Genomic DNA, 17,436 nt, shown 5'->3' with positions numbered 1-17,436 from the left:
AACATGTAGTTAATATTACGGTTATATTACAGAATAGAAAGCGCTTCCTTATAATGTTTTAATCTAAACTTTCAATATGTGCCCCATTTTGACGTAATTTTTGCACAATCTCATGATAATGAATATCCTCAACTTTTGCGACAAGTACATACCTCAAGTCATCGTAATCATCCATAGTAACATCTCCTGATTCCAGTAAGGCTCCCTGCTCATCCGTGTTTTCCTCGTCTGGTACATTTGAATTCGCGGTATCACTTCTTTCAACTATAGGAACTACATTTCCAGGTGTGACAGAACCCATTGTACTCCCAACGCCTACAACATTCCCCGTAAATACATTTCCAGAAGGATCGTTCGCAACTAATGGAATTAGAACATTACTTCTTCTTCCGATGGCATTCGTAAGTTTACTCACTTCTAAGTGTTCCGTTTTGTAAGTAAGCAATGTCGTTTTTGAGATTTCCGCTTGGTTTTCTGTCTTAAAATATGCCTGTATATGCTTCGCCATTTTAAGCCCTCCTCATAATAAATACGATCTGTTTGTTATTACCCGAATGTAATCTTTTTATAACACGCAACAAAAAAACAACCCGCTACACAGCAGGTTGTCCCGAAGAGAGATATATTTCCAGCTCAATTAATATACTTTTAATTTCTTGGAATACTCCCACTTCGGTTGCCTTTAGGATATTCCAGAGTCATAGAAAAGGACAAGCCATTAGCAGATCTATCCATCTGAAGAGCTTCATAAAGATTCCCTTTTGACATCAAGGGCAGCCATTGTGTGGAACTGTGCTTTGGAGATTGACGCATTCCGCAGTACTCCTTTGACATGATCATGATGTGTGGTGAAACCTTACTCTAATCATGTCCAACGTCAGAATGAACTATGCGGATAACCGACTATCTATAATTATCGTCACGGGTCCCCAGTTCGTTAAGGAGACATCCATCATCTCACCAAAACGTCCTGTCTCCACTTGTAGACCTTTAGATATCAATTCACGATTAAAAGATTCATACAAGACATTAGCCATCTCAGGCTTCGCAGCCGCCATGAAATTAGGCCGCTTCCCCTTGCGACAATCGCCATAAAGCGTAAACTGAGATACGGAAAGTATTGCCCCTCCTGTATCAAGTACACTGAAGTTCATTTTACCTTCAGCATCTTCAAATATTCGCAGTCCCGATACCTTGTCCGCTAAATATTTAGCGTCCTTCTCCGTATCTTCATGGGTAACCCCTACTAAGACCATTAAGCCTTGTCCTATGGCACCGACAAGCTCGCCATCAACGGTGACCCGAGCTTCCTTACATCGTTGTATAACCACTTTCATAAGTCATGCTCACTCCTTGTGCTTATCTCCACATTACTGGATAATACGGTGAACCGTATAAACATCTTTCACACGTTTGATCTGCTCTACGACAGATTGAAGATGATCCGTATTTCGGATAAGGATGGTCATATGCATCTGAGCCATTTTATTCTTATCCGAACGTCCTGTTACTGCCGATATGTTCGTCTTGGTCTCAGACACAGCCTGTAGTACCGCATTAAGTAGGCCATTCCGATCGTGACCTGTAATTTCTATGTCAACGCTATAGTTAGCCTCAATCTGATTCTCCCATTCCACTTCGATTACCCGTGCTGCTTCTTCTCCATCATCTGCAGTAGGGATATTCGGACAGTCACTTCTATGGACGGATACTCCACGTCCACGTGTAACATAACCGATAATCTCATCACCTGGGACTGGATTACAACAGCGGGCAAAACGAACTAACAGATTATCAATTCCCTTAACACGAACACCATTCGTAGGGCGATTTTTCTTGTCCGTTGTTGGCGCTTTGATCTCTTTAATCTCTGAGGTCAATTCAAGCAGATTCGCTTCTTCTTGTTCCTTACGCATTTTCTCCGTTAGACGTGTACAAATCTGCGAAGCTGTAATACCGCTAAATCCTACTGCTGACAACATATCATCAATATCATTGAAAGCAAACTTTTTAGCTACTTCTATCATTTTGTCGTCTGCCATCCATTCAGAAGGCTCTAGACCTAGTCGCTTCAGTTCGCGCTCAACAGATTCACGACCTTTTTCGACATTCTCTTCCCGTCTTTCTTTCTTAAACCATTGTTTGATCTTACTTCTGGCGTGGGAAGACTGAGCGATCTTGAGCCAATCCTGACTCGGACCGTAAGAATGCTTAGATGTCATAATTTCGACAATGTCCCCAGTTTTCAGCTTATGATCCAAAGGCACAATTCGACCATTCACTTTAGATCCTATCGTTCGATTTCCAACCTCTGTATGAATTCGATATGCAAAATCTAGCGGAACAGACCCTGACGGTAATTCAATAACCTCGCCTTTAGGAGTAAATACGAAGACAAGGTCAGCAAAAAAGTCCATTTTGAGCGATTCGACAAATTCAGATGCATCCTTTGCCTCATGTTGAAGCTCCAAAATTTCACGGAAAAATGTCATTTTATTCTCGAAATTTCCAGTTACAGCACTGCCTTCTTTATATGCCCAGTGAGCAGCAATACCAAATTCAGCCGTTTTATGCATATCCCATGTCCGAATCTGAACCTCTGTAGGCTCACCATTCGGTCCTACAACTGTCGTATGCAACGATTGATACATATTTGCCTTCGGCATCGCGATATAATCTTTAAACCGTCCAGGCATTGGCTTCCACAAGGTATGAATAATCCCCAGAGTCGCATAACAGTCTTTAATATTGTCCACAATAATGCGAATGGCAAGCAAATCGTAAATTTCATTAAATTGTTTGTTCTTCGTAGTCATCTTGTTAAACACACTGTAAATATGTTTGGGACGACCTGACAAGTCACCCTCGATACCCATCTCATCTAACTTTTCTCTAATCCGAAGGATAACGGTCTCAATAAATTCCTCACGTTCAGCCCGTTTCTTATGAATAAGATTGGCGATCCGATAATATTGCTGTGGATTCAGATAACGCAGAGATAAATCCTCCATCTCTCCTTTAATAGCAGAGATACCCAACCGATCAGCAATAGGACAGAAAATTTCCAACGTTTCATAAGCAATTCGACGTTGACTTTCTTCTGACTGAAATTTGAGCGTGCGCATATTATGAAGCCGATCCGCTAATTTAATAACAATGACTCGAATATCTTGGGCCATCGCAATAAACATCTTACGGTAATTCTCATTCTGCTGTTCCTCTTTAGAACGAAATTGAATACGTTCTAGCTTGGTCAATCCATCCACTAACATCGCACAGGTGTCGCCAAATTCACTCCGGATATCCTCTAAGGAGACCGTAGTATCTTCAACTACATCGTGCAGAAGAGCAGCAATAATGGAAAGTGTATCCATTTGCATACTCACGACAATATCTGCAACCGCAAGCGGATGCAAAATATAGGGTTCTCCTGATTTGCGCACTTGACCGTGATGAGCTAGGTCTGCAAATTCATACGCTTCACGAATGCGAATCAGATCATGTTCTTTTGTATAGGCTTCAGCCTTTTCGAGTAATCGCTCTATGCCCACTAGTCCTATCCGATTCCCTTCTATATAAAATGGAACCCGCGACTCTTTCCTTCTGTGCAGGTTCCCTCCGTGTGATTTTATATAATTATGACGCTTGAGGCCGAATACGTCAACACTTCATCCATGGGAACCAAAGGCAGATAAGTCTTTGCCCATAATCTACACCTAAGTCAACAAATCTAAAAATATAGTTGAAATCTGTAACAAATCTATATAATCTATATAAGATTGAAATCAGAACCTAGGAGTGAGCTTCGTTGCAACGAGAAATTCAAGTAAATGAACGGCTACCTTTTGGCCCAGGTTTTTTACTCAGCCTACAGCACTTATTCGCAATGTTCGGTAGTACAGTATTAGTACCTAATCTTTTTGGTGTAGATCCTGGGATGATTCTACTGATGAACGGTATTGGAACCTTGTTCTATATTGCCATTTGTAAAGGTAAAATCCCAGCTTATTTAGGCTCAAGCTTTGCCTTCATAGCCCCAGTGTTAGCTGTTATTAAATCACATCCAGATCAAGGCTACTCTCTAGCCCTCGGAGCTTTTATTATTACCGGAATTATTTTTTGTATCGTCGCACTTATTGTAAAACTTGCTGGCACAGGCTGGATTGATGTTGTATTCCCTCCCGCAATCATGGGCGCAGTTGTTGCAACAATCGGACTTGAACTTGTGCCTGTAGCGGCAGGTATGGCTGGATTAATTGCTCCTGATCATTCAGGCGATCCATGGATTCCATACATGCCTACAATCATTATATCCATGACAACCCTTGGTATAACCATTATCGGAGCCCTCATGTTTCGTGGATTCCCCAAAATCATTCATATTCTAATCGGTATTATCTCCGGATATTCTTTAGCCTATTTCATGGGTGAGGTTAATACTGAAGCCATTTCTGCAGCGAACTTCTTCTCCACTCCGCATCTAGCCACACCAAGCTGGGATTTATCTGTGATCCTAACGATCATTCCAGTCTCTCTGGTTGTTGTTGTGGAACATATAGGTCACTTACTTGTCACTAGTAACATTGTAGGGAAAAATCTTTCTAAAGATCCTGGCCTTCACCGATCATTATTAGGGAACGGAATTTCTACCATTGCATCTGGCTTCGTAGGTTCAACCCCAAATACGACCTATGGTGAAAATATCGGGGTCATGGCTCTAACCAAAGTATATTCTGTATTTGTTATTGGTGGTGCTGCTATTATTGCCATACTGTTATCCTTCTCTGGTACCTTCTCTTCTGTAATCACTAATATACCGCCTGCCGTTATGGGGGGAGTATCCCTATTACTATTCGGTGTCATCGCAGCCTCAGGGCTTCGAATATTTGTAGAACAGAAGGTGGACTTCTCCAAAGCAACGAATATGATTATGGCAACCCTTGTCTTAGTCGTCGGTTTGAGTGGTGTGAAGCTAACACTATGGGATGTAGAGCTTAAGGGTATGGCTCTAGCTACGATTGTAGGTATTGCACTTAGTCTATTCATTAAATTAATTGAAGTGCTAGGACTGTCTAATGAACAAGAGAAGCACAAAGATGAAACCCCAACTAATTAAGTTAAACAGCTCCGCTCTGCTTAGTATAGTAGTAACCAAAAAACCTTTTCCTAATTATAGGAAAAGGTTTTTTGGTTACTCATCATATATATTTCCCGGGAAACTAATCTATTAATCTTCGTAGTTTAGCAATGTAAAGACTTCAACATCTGGCAATTTATCGCGTCCATTCAAAGGTAACAATTCAATTAGGAATGCAGCTCCTACCACGTTCCCTCCAAGTTGACGGACTAAATTAACAGAAGTAGCAATCGTGCCGCCTGTAGCTAAAAGATCATCAGCAATCAAGACGTTCTGACCTTTTTCAATAGCATCAATATGCATAGCTAAGCTATCATTACCGTATTCCAAATTGTATCCTGCTTCAATCGTTTTATAAGGAAGCTTCCCACTCTTACGAATGGGAACAAACCCAACACCTAAAGCATAGGCTAGGGGTGCACCCACCACAAAACCACGAGCTTCTGGACCTGCAATGACATCAATTTGAAGATGTTGTACTAATTCTTTCATTTCATCAATCGCTTTGCGATACATAGGACCGTCACTAAGTAACGTTGTAATGTCTTTAAAGCTGATTCCTGGCTGGGGGAAATCAGGAATGACACGAATATAATTTTTTAAATCCAAATGAATTCTCCTCCTATTATCATACAATAATGCTTTCATTAAGCTCCCTGTAAACGGGTTATCATCCAACTCGTCAGTTGCGAAGTGTTGGCATAAAGAAGGTACTGCTCCATTTCCGCAACAATCTCAAGTTCCCGGAAATAACGTGATGTCCCCAAATCTTTCTTAGAGGGTTTCGTAACAAATCGGATATATCCGTCTCTTCGCTCGATGAAGGAAAGCTCTTCAAATACTTCCATCATCTTCGAGAGCATTCTTACAGAAGCAGAAGACTGACGACTAAGCTGAGTAAGAACTTCGTTCTCTAGTATAGGTCCTTGCCCCATTCTAGACAATAGAATATACAGCTTTTTAAACAATTCCCGATCAGGAATTTGAAGCTTCTCTCGTCCATTCTGTGTTGGATGTAGCATGAAAATATTGTTTAACGAGTTAAACGCAGATAACATTTCGTCTAACTGTCGTGATGATTGAGGCGCATCTAACACGAACAGCGTCGTAATGACTTCTTTTCCGAACGTATCAGCACTGGCATTAGCTGCTGTAATTCCAGTCTCATCATATACCCAAAGAGATAGATCATCCAATTGATTTCTTAAGTTAGGTTGTCTTTGTTCATCAAACAAAACAGCAATTTCAGCAGAAGCTCCACGAAGACGTGGTCCTAACATTTGCCGGAAACGATTCATTTCAGTACTAGCATCTGGCGCTCCTCGGAAATCAAATACCTGACGTTCAGGTATTGTAAAATCATGTAACATTAACTGAACCTTACGAGTTCCATTCCATTCATTGATCGTAAGCTCTCCAATGACATCTAGTGTAACTCCTAGTGTCAATACCTGAGCCAGCTCACCTTGACCAAAAGCTACAGCATCCAGCTTACTGTTTCCCTGTTGCAGAGACAGTTTAAGGTGTTGGCTCTCACGCCCCATCGTGCGAGTCTCTTGAAGATCTAAACCGCGTAAAACAAAACGTGGTACAGGATTAGCCATACCAAATGGCTCAAGTAGCTTCATTCCCTCGATTACAGATAAGGGTAGATCCGTTAGCTCCCATTCCCCATCTGCCTCAGTCACAGGAACAAGATCATCAGGCGTTAAAATCCCTTCCGCATATTGATCTAAAGCGGCCTCAAAATCAGTAAGCTGATCTCGATGTAAACTCATCCCTGCTGCGGCTGGATGCCCCCCATAATGATCCATTAGATGATCGCATGAAGTTAAAGCTTTATAGATATCCAAGTTAGGAATCGACCGAGCCGAACCTTTACACATGCCAGTATCTTCATCAATACCCAGTATGATAACAGGTCGATAATAACGTTCTAATATTTTAGAAGCTACAATGCCGACAACACCAACATTCCATCCTACACCTGCAAGAACAATAACAGAGGGAACTCCCCGCTTACTTATCTTGTCTTCCAGCTGTGCCAGTGCCTCTTGTACAATATCTTCTACAACCTGTTGTCTCTGTTTATTTAAACCGTCTAATTCATGAGCTAATCTTAGCGCCTCAGAAGCATCTTCTGTCGTTAGAAGAGCCACAGCTCTCCCTGCATGATCCAATCTTCCACTTGCATTAATTCTGGGAGCCATACCAAAAGCAACATTCGTAGAAGTTACATTCTCCTTGACTACAGCACTAACCTCAAGCAAAGCCTGAATACCAGGGAACGATGTGCTGCGCATGGATTCGAGTCCATCTCGTACAAGAATTCGATTCTCTCCTGTCAGCGGCATTAGATCAGCAATTGTACCGATAGCGACAAGTTCTGTCCAGTCCCTAGGAGGATTACCTAGCAACGCCTGTGACAGCTTATAAGCCACACCTACCCCTGCCAGAGCTTTAAAGGGATAAGGGCACCCTGGTAGCTTAGGATTAATTAATGCATAGGCGTCAGGCAAAATAGCTGGAGGTTCATGGTGATCTGTAACAATGACATCCATTCCAAGCGAATTAGCATAGGCGATTTGATCCACAGCACTAATGCCAGTATCTACTGTAATTAGCAGAGATACACCTTGTTGATTAGCCCAATCTAAAGCATGGTTATGAAGTCCATACCCTTCATTTGAACGATGAGGAATATAAATATCGAAAGATGCACCTAAATGACGCATAAGAAGAATCATCAGAGATGTACTTGATACGCCATCTGCATCATAGTCACCATATATTAATATATGCTCTTCGCTATCAATTGCCTTCTTGATTCTAGGTACAGCCTCTGTCATCCCTAAAAGAAGAAAAGGATCATGTAGATCTTCCATGTTACCTTTTAGAAACAAGTTGGCCTTTTCTACGGTGTTCATACCTCTATTCACCAGTAAAGAAGCCAATAATGGAGAAAGCGATAATGCCTCTGATAATTCGTGAACCGTCTCCTTAGCTTCACTGATTTGCGGATGCCACTTATACTTCGAATGAAGCAATGGTCTTCACCTATCTTTCCTTGCTGTGTTCTAAATCATCCATTATTTATCATCATTGAAGCAATGTTGGGAGGTCCCGATCTGACAAATCATGATTGGACTTATAAGGGTACCCTGCATCATAAGGAACGACTTGTATAATAGCATCACTAACGTGAAGGAACCGATGCATAAGAAGTTTTTTAGCACATTCTGCAATATCGTGTGCTTCAAATACTGTAATACGTGGATTCACACTTATTCTTACATGAATAATGACGTAATGCCCTTGTTCCTGTGCTTTCAGATCGTCTACCGTAATAACCCCATGTACTCGTTGAACCGTATCTATGAAATTGGTGGAGTTCTCTTCCTCAAGCTCTTGCTGAGCTATTTTACCTTGTACGGCATTCACAATGAGCATATATCCACGTCTAAGAACAATACATGACATTAACAAAGCTGCCACAGAGTCCATATATAATAGCCATGGCCAACTATACGTATCACCAACCATCGATAGAAATACACCTATAAATACAATTAGAGATGTATATATTTCATAGCGATGATTTGTTATATAACTTCTATGCTTCCCATCACTGATATTCTTAGATTGTCGATATTGGTATTGAAAAATAGCCTCTTTAATAGCAATAGAACAAAAAATAGCAATAAGTGCATAGCCTTCGGGTGCCTGTACTTGATCAGAAGAAAGGTCCCAAATAGCGGCAGCGGCAATTTGCAGCCCCCCCATTAGTACCAATACGGAAATCAGAACAGCTACTACCGATTCTATTCTACCAGATCGTTTCTTACCCTGGTCATATCTCTTTCTTGTCCATGGAAGCTTATCAGCTAATGAAGTTGCAGCTCCTATTGCTGAGTACAAGGCATCTCCAAGTAATGCTTTACTTTCAGAGAAATAACCCACCGCTCCTTTTGTGACCGCAAGTACTAAATCCCCAATGATTCCTGTCCAAGTGATGCTTTCAGATTGTGATGAATGTTCAATACTCACATTAGCCCCCCTCTAGCAACTGCAATGCCGATATTCAAGTCGAAATATGGCGGAGCCGTCACAGTCACATATGTAACCGACGGTGTGTGATACTGTAAGAACAAATACAGAGTACATCATTTAGAAAGCCGCGTCGTCTTTGACGCGGCTTTCCTTATAATATAATTTCTTAAACTTTTGAAGGATTACTTGCCTTTTGAGTCTTTTGTTTGCTCTTAAGTAACACCCAGAATGGGCTCGCAATAAAGATCGAAGAGTAAGCACCGAATACCAATCCAATTACCATAGCTAACGAGAACATTTTAATCGATTCTCCTCCAAATAAGTAAAGGAAGAATGCTGCAATGAATACAGTAAGTGCGGTGTAAAGAGATCGAAGAATCATCTGATTCACACTCTTATTAACCAGTACTACTATATCATCATGTGTTTTCGTTTTACTGAATCGCAGATTCTCACGGATACGGTCAAATATAACGATTGTATCATTAATCGAATAACCGATGATCGTCAGTACCGCTGTAATAAATATCAAATCAACTTCAAGACGGAAGATGGAGAATACCGTGATTACCATGAAAGCATCATGGAGAAGAGCTAGTATGGCTGCCAAAGCAAAGCGCCATTCAAATCGAATACCCACATAAATAATGATCCCGATACAGGAAATCAGAACAGCATAGATCGCATTACGACCAAGCTCTTTAGCCATTTCTGTATCGACCGTGTTAATCTCAAAGGAAGCCGTCTTGTCCAGCTTCAGAATAGCTGCCTTGAGTGCATGATCCTGATCCTCATTTAGCACTTCAGTAAATCGAATATTAATCCGCTTGTCGCCAGGAGTAATACTGGCATCCTCGCCAATCCCAATTTCTTTAAGAATGGGTTGTACTTCAGCACTTGTAAGAGCTTTAGACGTAGATATATCTACGTTAGATCCAGCACGAAAATCAACACCATAATTCAATCCAAAAACGCTAAGGCAGATTATACCAACAATAGTTAGGATAATAGAGATCGTATAGAAATACTTGCTCACACCAACAAAATCAAATTCTTTTTTAAAGCGCACGAATTTCACTCTCCTTTACCCCAAATTGCTTGGGCTTTTTAAGCAAACCTGCTTTAACCAGAAGGGTAAGCAAGAAATGGGAGAAGTAAACGTTCGTGGCAATACTCAATACGATTTCTACAATGAGCACTAACGCAAATCCTTTTACAGCACCCGTTCCATATGCGAACATGACGCCTGCAACAATGATAGTCGTAATATTGGAATCGAGAATCGTACGGAACGAAGATTTATTCCCTAATTTAACAGCAGACATAACACTTCTTCCATTACGCATTTCTTCTCTAATCCGTTCATTCGTAATAATATTGGCATCCACAGCCATACCAATCCCTAGAATAAATGCAGCAATACCAGGAAGTGTTAAGGTGAAATCCGCCGCAACAAATACAAGAATTAATAGCCATGTGTGCAAGATCAATGCAAAACTAGCTAATATACCTGGTAAACGATACATTCCTATCATGAATATAAGAATAAAAGCTGACGCTATCAGACCCGCTTGGATCGTTTTATCTAGCGACTGTTTACCTAGTGTAGCCCCTACGCTTTGAGAATATTTCTCTGTTAGTTTCAAAGGTAAGGCACCTAGGTTAATCGTATCACGAATAGTATTAGCTTCTTCCATAGTGTAATTACCTGTAATCGATGCATTCCCATCTGTCAATTCCGAGTTTACAACAGGAGCGGAAAGCTGAGTTTCATCTAAATAAATTCCTAATTCTTTACCAATTAAGCGTTTGGTTACCTCAGCAAATTTGGCCTTGTCCTTTACTGTGATGCTAATCTCAGGTTGGTTCAGGGTATTATAACGTACTTCTGCCCCATTTTCTTTGAAATCACTACCCAATAATTCAATCTTACAAAAATCCGTCGCGTCTTTACATCCATTTGCGCTGCGGAATGTGAGATTAGCAGGTTCTTTCATTTTTTTTCTAACTTCTGCCTCATCGGTAACTCCGGCAATCTTAAGACGAATCCGGTTAGCGCCTTCCGTTGTAACTTCCGGTTCACTTGTACCTAGAACGTTAGCACGCTTCTCTAGGCTTTTAGCAGTCTGGTTTAGTGATTCCGTGGTAACTTTTTGTCCTGCTTCAATGGGCTGAGCCTCATAGAGAATCTCAAATCCTCCCTTAAGGTCTAGACCCAACCGGACTTTGTCCAGCAACCCCGGGCTTGACACGGCCATTACACCAGATAATACGAGTATGGTTACGATAAAAGTAATAATTCTTTTCATGCCGTTCTTAGTTCCCCTTTCGTTCTCAATATTCCTATTATAGCTATGCGTTAAAATGCAGTCAATTTATCAATATTTGTATACTCAATAATAACCTATAAATATGGATAAAATAAAAAGGACCTCTTTCTTAATCGAAAGTGGCTCCTCGATAAGCAGACATCGTCATAAAGTTCATAAAACTAGTTACCTTCAAAGATAAAATATCATTAGCCAGCTTATAGAGAGGAGGGATTCCTTCCTTCGCATATTTCGAGCTGACACAAGTCCAGATATCTTTACCTGTCACGTGCTCATACCCGATGAGTCTGAATTCTTCTGCCTTACTCTTACACATCATTTGAATGTCTACATCAAACTGCATGTTGCTTATTTCCTCAACTCCCACATGTGTTGCTCCTCTCCATGATGTCCGATCGGCTATATCAACATCTTAATTCGCCCTTCCAACCAGCATTTCCTCTTTTTTATGTAATCTTCTTTCAAACCCAAGTCATGAGAATGGACAGGTTGAGCATATCCATATACAAAAGGTCTACTAGCGTTCTGGCCGGGGAAGAGGGAGTGAGCATTGAATAAGATAAAAAGGCAGACATTTATCCAAGGAACCCTAATATTATTAGTAGCAGGCATCATTAATCGCGTATTAGGATTTATCCCAAGAATTGCATTACCCCGGATTATTGGTGCTGAAGGAGTTGGAATATACCAATTAGGATATCCTTTCTTTCTAGTCTTAATGACTCTTATTACGGGAGGTATCCCCCTTGCTGTAGCCAAACTTGTGTCAGAAGCTGAAGCAGCGGGTAAACCCCAATCTTCAAAACTTATTCTACGTATCAGTCTAAGCTTAACCTTAAGCCTAAGTATTGTATTCATGATACTAGCTATACTTTTTGCCCCTTGGATAACCCAAGTCATTCTGACAGACCCGAGAGTATATCACACATTTGTAAGTATGAGTCCTATGCTTGTCATCATAGCGGTCTCTTCTGTATACAGAGGATATTTTCAAGGTAAGCAGAATATGATCCCCTCAGCTGTCTCCTCCATTGTAGAGACATTAGTTCGAATTGTTTGTGTACTGTGGTTCTCTTACTTACTCCTTCCTAAAGGAATTGAGTTCGCAGCAGCAGGTGCTATGCTAGGGGTCATGGCTGGAGAATTTATAGGCTTACTTATATTGCTAGGGCAATATCATGCAGAGAATAGAAATCACTCCGACATAACTGAGAGTTCAGAATCCACACAAAAGAATGTTACAGACCGTCATTTTCTCAAAAGATTGCTGAGAATAACGATCCCTGTCACTGCCGGAAAGCTTGTAGGGTCCTTCTCCTACTTATTTGAGTCCATTATTACAGCACAAAGTCTAATTGTAGCTGGACTAGCTACATCTGTTGCTACAGCTCAATATGGGGCTTTACAGGGCATGATCATACCTTTATTGCTTATACCTGGGGCACTAACCTCTTCGCTAGCCGTATCTCTCGTACCTTCACTGTCAGAAGCTGCGGCACGTAATGATCTAGTGACCATCCATAAGAGGCTTAATCAGACACTAAGGTTGGCACTTGTCACCGGAGCTCCCTTCTCAGTTCTGATGTTTATTCTATCATCACCACTCTGTCAATTGCTTTACAACAATGACAGCATTTCAGAAATGTTGCGCATGATGGCTCCCTTTGCTTTGTTCTTGTATGTACAGGCTCCACTACAAGCAACTTTACAAGCATTAGATCGTCCAGGAAAAGCTCTACGTAACACGCTAATTGGCGCTATCATCAAACTGTTCATCATTTGGTACTTATCATCCCAACCTGAATTTGGAATATACGGAGCCGTTATAGCCATTATTGTCAACAGTATCATTGTAACCCTACTTCATAGCGTAAGTGTCATTAGAATGCTATCTTTTCGCTTCAAGTATTTCGATTTCTTCAAAATTGTAGCCGCCATGCTCATTATGGCCGGTGGTACGCAATTGGGCTTCGTCCATATGCCTTTTCATCACATAGCATGGCTACAATTTCTGCTGTCTGCTTTCATAGGCATGACCTTATATATGATCGTCATTTTCACAATCAAGTTAGTATCACGTCGTGATTTAGGGAGGATTCCTATTCTAAATCATTGGTTCCGTTAGTTAGAAGGCTCACTTGGCTTATCTAACAGATCTACATTTAATTCTCCTTTATGGTCGATAGAACAGAAGAACACATCTGAGAACTCTTCAGCGCCTTTAGAACGAATTTGGTTTTTAAGCCAGAATCGTGTCTTATTAATTATTTTCAAGCTTTCATCTTGGACTATCCCGTCCATAATTAGCGGTATTGGTAGTCCCGTGTATGTAACCTTTCCAGCTGGAATAAATATCTTTTTATTGGATCTTGTCTTGTTTTCCGACTGCGAATCTTTGGGGATTACTGTTAACTGTCCTGTTGTCTCCAAAATAGCAAACTCTACATCAGCAACATTATCAATATTTTGACCACGCATTTGGAACATAAGATCATCTAAATTATATCGTTGTTTTTTCATAGCATCCCGATGGATGTTACCGTTAGAGATCAATACTGTCGGTTTACCATCAAATAATTGACGTATTTTCCGATTCTTTAAAGAAAGATACGCAATTAGAACCTGTACAACGACAAGCGTGGCCATAGGGACTATTCCTTCGTAAAGAGGACGCTTAATATCCTCCAACACAAATACCGCTATTTCAGCAATCATTATGGAAATGACCAGATCAAAGATAGACAGTTTTCCAATCTCACGCTTCCCCATTACACGCAAGGTTAAGAAGATAAGGAAATACAAAAAAAGCGTTCTAAAGATGTAAATGCTAATATCGGCTGGCACTTATATCCGCTCCCTTCGGCTTCTTTTTTATGAATACTTTTTATATTTTTAGCTTTGCAAGCACTATTCATACATTAGAAAAGCACTATCATATCCTTATTTTTTCAGAATCTATAGAGTTGTACTACTGGGGCAAGCCTAGTCATACAATGACAGTAACATATGGACAATAAAGGAGGTTTTTACATGCAACAGATCCGACGGCTATTCTCACTACGGATCACTAATCCAATTCTAGCGGGGTTATGTTACGCCTTCTCTTGGATGATGATCGGTGCATTTATTTTATCCTTGTTTTTGTGGTTAAGCGGTATGAAAGAGGATGATTTAACTGCCTATACTTATGTAGTGCATGCTTGTGCAGTAAGTATTGGTGGTTTAGTATCTGGTAAAAGATCCGGACGCAAAGGTTGGTATCAGGGTGGATTAACAGGAGCCTTATATGGAGTGATCATTCTGATTATAGGTTTCCTCGCATTGGATAATTCCTTTTCTTTAAGTAAATTGATTTGGATTGCAGCAGCTTACGTCTTAGGCTCCTTCGGAGGAATGTTCGGAGTTAATATGCGTAATCAACGCTAAAATATCTGTTAGTCTCTTATCAGCAAATTGTGGTACAATATTGCAAGTTATGCTATTAAGAGGAGGATACTTACGTTGTGCTGTACAATTCGTTAGGAACTATTTCATTAGCAACTATAGGTGTAGTCATTATACTCATTTGGTTAGGAACTCTAAGATTTCCATTGTTACCCGTCGGAAAATTCATCATGGATCTCATAAAATCACGAAGGTTTCTTGTATTACTGTTAGCTGTCATCTGTATTCTTTTATTGAATAAGTATGAGCTAAGTTTTGAAGAATCCTTAGATTACAATGCGGACTTTACTCCTTGGATTTATGCTCTGGAGGGTCATTTTGTACAATCCGTTCAGCACATCTTCAGTAACCCATACGTTACTCAGATTACTGTGTTCTTTTACATCATCGTGTTCCAATCTCTCTTGGTTGGTTCTATCGGAGTCTACATTATTGATCGAAATAAAGTTCTCGTATACGCCATTTGTTTTGCAATTATTACGAATTATGCCGTAGCTATCCCTTTTTATGTACTATTTCCGGTGAATGAAGTGTGGTCTCATCCTCCTGCCGGAGTATCATTCTTAATGTTAGATGTATTTCCTAAATTTGAACAAGAATATAGACCTTTATCGGGTCTAAATAACTGCTTCCCAAGTCTTCATACATCTCTCTCAGTTACCATCATGCTTCTAGCCGCACGATCAGGTAACATGCGCTGGAGAATCATAACTGGAATTAGCTCTGTTATTATTCTATTCAGCATTTTCTACCTTGGAATTCACTGGTTGACCGATATGATCGCAGGAACACTGCTTGGCGTATTTGCATCCTCATTTGGAATTTATATGGCCAAGCGTACGATAAAGAAAGAAGGCACCAAGCTTCCATCCTTATAAACTGGAAATAGAGGTTGCCCTACGCCCTTATGGCGGATAGGACAACCTCTATTTGTTAGGTTTTTAAGTTAAAGATTGGTTACACTGACGCATCCTCAGAACGAACACCTTGACTGATTGCACTACGGTCGAAGGTAAGTTTCGTTACATCATTAACACGAATAACAACGATATCATCTGTTATTTCCAAAATTGTACCATGAAGACCACCAATGGTTACAATTTTATCTCCCTTTTGTAGAGCACTTAACATTGAAGCGCGTTTCTTTTGTTTCTTCTGTTGTGGACGGATTAGCAAAAAATAAAAGATCGCAAACATTAGAACAAATGGCCAAATTAATTGAAATATAGATCCCGCTCCGTCTCCTCCTGGTGCACCTGCAAATTCAAACATTCTTCTTCCCCCTTAAAATAACTTTCCAGTTTCTAGTTCAATTCCTGTCTTAAAAACCTTTGAGGTTCTCATACAGACCATACTGTTCGAAAAACTCATCACGAAAATCAAGCAATCTGTCTTCCATAATACTCTCGCGGACCTTGCGCATTAAATCTAGCAAGAAATGCAAGTTGTGGTATGTAGTCAGTCTCAGTCCGAAGGTCTCATCTGCTTTAATCAAATGCCGTAAATAAGCTCTCGAATAATTTCGACATGTATAGCAATCACATGCTGGATCTAGAGGACCAAAATCACGTGCATATTTTGCATTCCGAATAACAAGTCTACCTTGGCTTGTCATCGTTGTCCCATTTCGGGCAATCCGAGTCGGTAAGACACAATCGAACATATCCACTCCACGAATAGACCCCTCTAAGAGCGCATCCGGTGATCCCACACCCATTAAATAACGAGGTTTATTGCTAGGAAGCAGTGGAACTGTGTAATCTAAAACATCATACATCAGCTGCTTAGACTCTCCAACGCTCAGTCCTCCAATAGCATACCCCGGGAAATCCATGGAAGTCAAATCACGCGCACTCTGTTTGCGTAAATCTTCATACATACCACCCTGAACAATAGCGAACAGCCCTTGATCCTGTGGTCTAGCATGACTTTCCAAACAACGTTCAGCCCAACGACTAGTTCGTTCAAGTGATTTCTTTAAGTAATCATATTCTGCAGGATAAGGTGGACATTCATCAAATGCCATCATAATATCAGACCCAAGTGCATTCTGAATTTCCATTGCAACCTCTGGGGAAAGGAATAATTTATCTCCGTTTAGATGAGAACGAAAATGAACACCCTCTTCCGTAATTTTACGCATTTCACTCAGACTAAATACTTGAAAGCCACCACTGTCTGTGAGAATGGGGCGATCCCAGTTCATAAATTTATGAAGCCCACCCGCTTCACGAATAATATCGTGTCCTGGTCGAAGAAATAGATGATACGTGTTACTCAAAATAATCTGAGCATCCATCTGCTTAAGCTCTTCTGGACTCATTGTTTTTACCGTGGCCAGTGTTCCTACAGGCATAAATGTAGGTGTCTCAATAACACCGTGCGGAGTATGAACTCGTCCGAGACGAGCTCCTGACTGTTTACATGTCTTAATATGTTCGTAAGTAATTGCAGCTACCATAGTATATTCCTTCC

Annotated in this window: 16 protein-coding genes; 4 read left to right on the top strand and 12 right to left on the bottom strand. The window is 40.6% G+C overall.

Annotation, left to right across the window (positions count from 1 at the left end):
* Positions 1-58 precede the first annotated feature (58 nt).
* From UB51_RS02545 to UB51_RS02535, 3 genes are all read right to left on the bottom strand, one after another.
* The gene (locus UB51_RS02545; RefSeq protein ID WP_044875931.1) at positions 59-508 is read right to left on the bottom strand and encodes a hypothetical protein; all 450 of its coding nucleotides are present in this window, start codon (positions 506-508) and stop codon (positions 59-61) included.
* 379 nt (positions 509-887) lie between these two features.
* Positions 888-1,337 (bottom strand): D-aminoacyl-tRNA deacylase, encoded by a 450-nt coding sequence (gene dtd, locus UB51_RS02540; RefSeq protein ID WP_044875930.1) that lies wholly within the window; start codon positions 1,335-1,337, stop codon positions 888-890.
* 33 nt (positions 1,338-1,370) lie between these two features.
* On the bottom strand, positions 1,371-3,551 hold the full coding sequence (locus tag UB51_RS02535; protein ID WP_044875929.1) for a RelA/SpoT family protein: 2,181 nt from the start codon (positions 3,549-3,551) through the stop codon (positions 1,371-1,373).
* 257 nt (positions 3,552-3,808) lie between these two features.
* On the opposite strand from UB51_RS02535, the gene uraA reads away from it, so the two are divergent.
* Positions 3,809-5,116, top strand: a complete 1,308-nt coding sequence (gene uraA / locus UB51_RS02530; RefSeq protein WP_044875928.1) for a uracil permease — start codon at positions 3,809-3,811, stop codon at positions 5,114-5,116.
* A 111-nt stretch (positions 5,117-5,227) separates the two neighbouring features.
* Here uraA and UB51_RS02525 read toward each other — a convergent pair whose 3' ends face one another.
* The 6 genes from UB51_RS02525 to UB51_RS02500 form a co-directional block, all read right to left on the bottom strand.
* Entirely contained in the window at positions 5,228-5,746 is a 519-nt protein-coding gene (locus tag UB51_RS02525; protein ID WP_044875927.1) for an adenine phosphoribosyltransferase, read from the bottom strand.
* A 38-nt stretch (positions 5,747-5,784) separates the two neighbouring features.
* On the bottom strand, positions 5,785-8,184 hold the full coding sequence (gene recJ, locus UB51_RS02520) for a single-stranded-DNA-specific exonuclease RecJ (RefSeq protein WP_044875926.1): 2,400 nt from the start codon (positions 8,182-8,184) through the stop codon (positions 5,785-5,787).
* A gap of 52 nt (positions 8,185-8,236) precedes the next feature.
* Complete coding sequence (locus UB51_RS02515; protein ID WP_044875925.1) at positions 8,237-9,184, bottom strand: cation diffusion facilitator family transporter; 948 nt, start codon at positions 9,182-9,184, stop codon at positions 8,237-8,239.
* Between the two features lie 169 nt (positions 9,185-9,353).
* Positions 9,354-10,256, bottom strand: a complete 903-nt coding sequence (gene secF / locus UB51_RS02510; protein WP_044875924.1) for a protein translocase subunit SecF — start codon at positions 10,254-10,256, stop codon at positions 9,354-9,356.
* A complete protein-coding gene (gene secD, locus UB51_RS02505; protein ID WP_044875923.1) occupies positions 10,246-11,496 on the bottom strand; it encodes a protein translocase subunit SecD in 1,251 nt (416 codons plus the stop codon). The genes secF and secD overlap by 11 nt, the downstream gene beginning before the upstream one ends.
* Positions 11,497-11,626: 130 nt before the next feature.
* Positions 11,627-11,860 carry a post-transcriptional regulator gene (locus UB51_RS02500; protein WP_445322364.1) on the bottom strand — a complete coding sequence of 78 codons (234 nt, stop codon included), beginning with the start codon at positions 11,858-11,860 and terminating at the stop codon, positions 11,627-11,629.
* Between the two features lie 216 nt (positions 11,861-12,076).
* Between UB51_RS02500 and spoVB the strand changes: the two genes are divergently transcribed.
* On the top strand, positions 12,077-13,642 hold the full coding sequence (spoVB, locus tag UB51_RS02495) for a stage V sporulation protein B (RefSeq protein WP_044879848.1): 1,566 nt from the start codon (positions 12,077-12,079) through the stop codon (positions 13,640-13,642).
* Here the strand turns inward: spoVB and UB51_RS02490 are convergent.
* On the bottom strand, positions 13,639-14,361 hold the full coding sequence (locus UB51_RS02490; RefSeq protein ID WP_044875921.1) for a DUF421 domain-containing protein: 723 nt from the start codon (positions 14,359-14,361) through the stop codon (positions 13,639-13,641). The two genes, spoVB and UB51_RS02490, sit on opposite strands and share 4 nt — an antisense overlap.
* A 186-nt stretch (positions 14,362-14,547) precedes the next feature.
* Between UB51_RS02490 and UB51_RS02485 the strand changes: the two genes are divergently transcribed.
* Together UB51_RS02485 and UB51_RS02480 are read left to right on the top strand one after the other, a co-directional pair.
* A complete protein-coding gene (locus tag UB51_RS02485; protein ID WP_044875920.1) occupies positions 14,548-14,943 on the top strand; it encodes a TIGR04086 family membrane protein in 396 nt (131 codons plus the stop codon).
* Between the two features lie 77 nt (positions 14,944-15,020).
* The gene (locus UB51_RS02480; RefSeq protein ID WP_052675736.1) at positions 15,021-15,839 is read left to right on the top strand and encodes a phosphatase PAP2 family protein; all 819 of its coding nucleotides are present in this window, start codon (positions 15,021-15,023) and stop codon (positions 15,837-15,839) included.
* A gap of 79 nt (positions 15,840-15,918) precedes the next feature.
* On the opposite strand, the gene yajC is transcribed toward UB51_RS02480, so the two are convergent.
* Complete coding sequence (gene yajC / locus UB51_RS02475) at positions 15,919-16,233, bottom strand: preprotein translocase subunit YajC (protein ID WP_044875919.1); 315 nt, start codon at positions 16,231-16,233, stop codon at positions 15,919-15,921.
* Between the two features lie 49 nt (positions 16,234-16,282).
* The gene (gene tgt, locus UB51_RS02470; protein ID WP_044875918.1) at positions 16,283-17,422 is read right to left on the bottom strand and encodes a tRNA guanosine(34) transglycosylase Tgt; all 1,140 of its coding nucleotides are present in this window, start codon (positions 17,420-17,422) and stop codon (positions 16,283-16,285) included.
* Between the last annotated feature and the right edge of the window lie 14 nt (positions 17,423-17,436).

This window comes from Paenibacillus sp. IHBB 10380 (assembly GCF_000949425.1).
In the GTDB taxonomy this organism is placed as follows: Bacteria; Bacillota; Bacilli; order Paenibacillales; family Paenibacillaceae; genus Paenibacillus_AQ.
This window is presented reverse-complemented; position numbering and strand designations above follow the sequence as displayed.